Origin of the sequence: Candidatus Symbiopectobacterium sp. (assembly GCF_020054415.1) — a bacterium.
GTDB lineage: Bacteria > Pseudomonadota > Gammaproteobacteria > Enterobacterales > Enterobacteriaceae > Symbiopectobacterium.
In genome coordinates this window covers 1-1866 of the sequence record NZ_JAHWCO010000067.1, presented here as the reverse complement: position 1 = coordinate 1866, position 1866 = coordinate 1, and the positions used below count along the sequence as shown (strand labels likewise).

1 protein-coding gene and 1 pseudogene are annotated in these 1866 nt (G+C 51.7%); one reads left to right on the top strand and one right to left on the bottom strand.

Translation table 11 applies throughout. The features are described from left to right. Window positions 1–172: 172 nt before the first annotated feature. Window positions 173–832, bottom strand: coding sequence for an epoxyqueuosine reductase QueH (locus QZ506_RS02235; RefSeq protein ID WP_291968741.1), 660 nt, complete (start codon window positions 830–832; stop codon window positions 173–175). A gap of 224 nt (window positions 833–1056) precedes the next feature. Between QZ506_RS02235 and QZ506_RS02230 the strand changes: the two are divergent. Further along, a pseudogene (locus QZ506_RS02230) lies at window positions 1057–1728 on the top strand (YgiQ family radical SAM protein); the annotation flags it as partial. Window positions 1729–1866 lie beyond the last annotated feature (138 nt).

Sequence of the window (1866 nt, the reverse complement as noted above, 5' to 3'; positions counted from 1 at the left end):
GCGCTGCTTGAGGGCCTTGTTATAAGAGGGCCAGTTGGTGATTTTAAAATTTTGTTTTGCCATGGAGACCTGATTTTGAAACAACTGTGGTGATCTGCTCCGATGATTACCCAAAAGTTCTATTTATTCAACAAAGCCGAATGACGGGTAGAGTTCGGGATCACCCGTGCGATTACTCCTCAGTACCATAATACAGTTTCCCGATTTTAATCAGCTGTCTGCCTTGCGATTTGCGGTGCAGATTGCTGTCGCGCAGGGAATAAACGCAACCGCAGTATTCTTGCTGATAAAATTGCTCCCGCTTGCTGATCTCTATCATGCGTAAAGAGCCGCCCTCTTTACGCCAGTTGTAATCCCAGTACTCCATACCCGGATAATGTGAGGCGGCCCGCTGGCCGCAGTCATTAATTTGCTGCATGTTTTTCCAGCGCGAGATGCCGAGCGAACTGCTGATCACCGTAAAGCCATTTTCCGCGGCATAGAGTGCGGTGCGCTCGAAGCGCATATCAAAGCACATGGTGCAGCGAACGCCGCGCTCCGGTTCCCACTCCATTCCTTTTGCCCGTTCGAACCAGTTATCCATGTCGTAATCAGCATCGATAAAGGGCACACCATGCTTCTGAGCGAAGCGAATATTCTCTTCCTTGCGGATGATATACTCCTTCTGCGGATGAATATTGGGGTTGTAGAAGAAAATGGTGTAGTGAAGCCCGGAGGCCTGAATGGCTTCCATCACTTCCCCTGAACACGGCGCGCAGCACGAATGCAGCAGGAGTTTGTCCGCCCCGTTGGGGAGCGTCAGAATCGGGCGTTTCAATGCAGTGCTGGTCATATATTCTGTTATGTGGCTGGCTATATTTACCTGAAGTGTAGCATTGCAAACGCGCAGGGTGGCTAACGACCTCACCCGGTGTGTTTTCTTGCAACGTTGGTGCGCGTTTTTTGCGCAGAACCATTTTCATGATCTGTCTCATTTCCTGTGTAAATTTCCCCCTTTTTCTGGGGAAATCGGTAGAATTTCCGGCCCTGATAACCCCCCGTGTTGAAGAGTTGACCGTGTCCACAAGCCTGATTGTTCCTGAACGCCATCTGTTTTCTTACCCACGCTACTGGGCTGAGTGCTACGGCACTGCGCCATTTTTGCACATGAGCCGCGCAGAGATGGATTAACTGGGCTGGGACAGCTGCGACATTGTGCTGGTGACAGGGGATGCCTATGTGGACCATCCCAGCTTCGGCATGGAGATCGTTGGCAGGATGCTGGAGTCGCAGGGGATTCGGGTTGGGATTATTGCCCAGCCGGACTGGACGCAGAAGAACGACTTTATGCGTCTGGGCAAGCCGAACCTGTTTTACGGCGTGACGGCAGGCAATATGGACTCGATGATCAACCATTACACCGCCGATAGCAAAGCGCGCCATGATGATGCGTATACGCCAGATAATATTGCCGGTAAGCGTCCGGATCGCGCCACACTGGTTTATACCCAGCGCTGCAAGGAAGCCTTTAGCGATGTGCCGGTTGTGCTGGGCGGCATTGAGGCTAGCCTGCGCCGTATCGCACATTACGACTATTGGTCAGATAAGGTGCGTCATTCGGTGCTGGTGGATGCCAAAGACGATTTGTTGATCTACGGCAACGGCGAGCGGCCGCTGGTGGAAGTTGCACACCGCCTGGCGGCGGGAGAGCCCATTAGTTCGATTGTGGATGTGCGCAATACCGCCGTGCGGCTTTGTTGAATAAATAGAACTTTTGGGTAATCATCGGAGCAGATCACCACAGTTGTTTCAAAATCAGGTCTCCATGGCAAAACAAAATTTTAAAATCACCAACTGGCCCTCTTATAACAAGGCCCTCAAGCAGCG

What these genes read in the sequence shown, in the direction of transcription:
- QZ506_RS02235 (WP_291968741.1), bottom strand. Translation starts at nt 832, where the DNA reads ATGACCAGCACTGCATTGAAACGCCCGATTCTGACGCTCCCCAACGGG.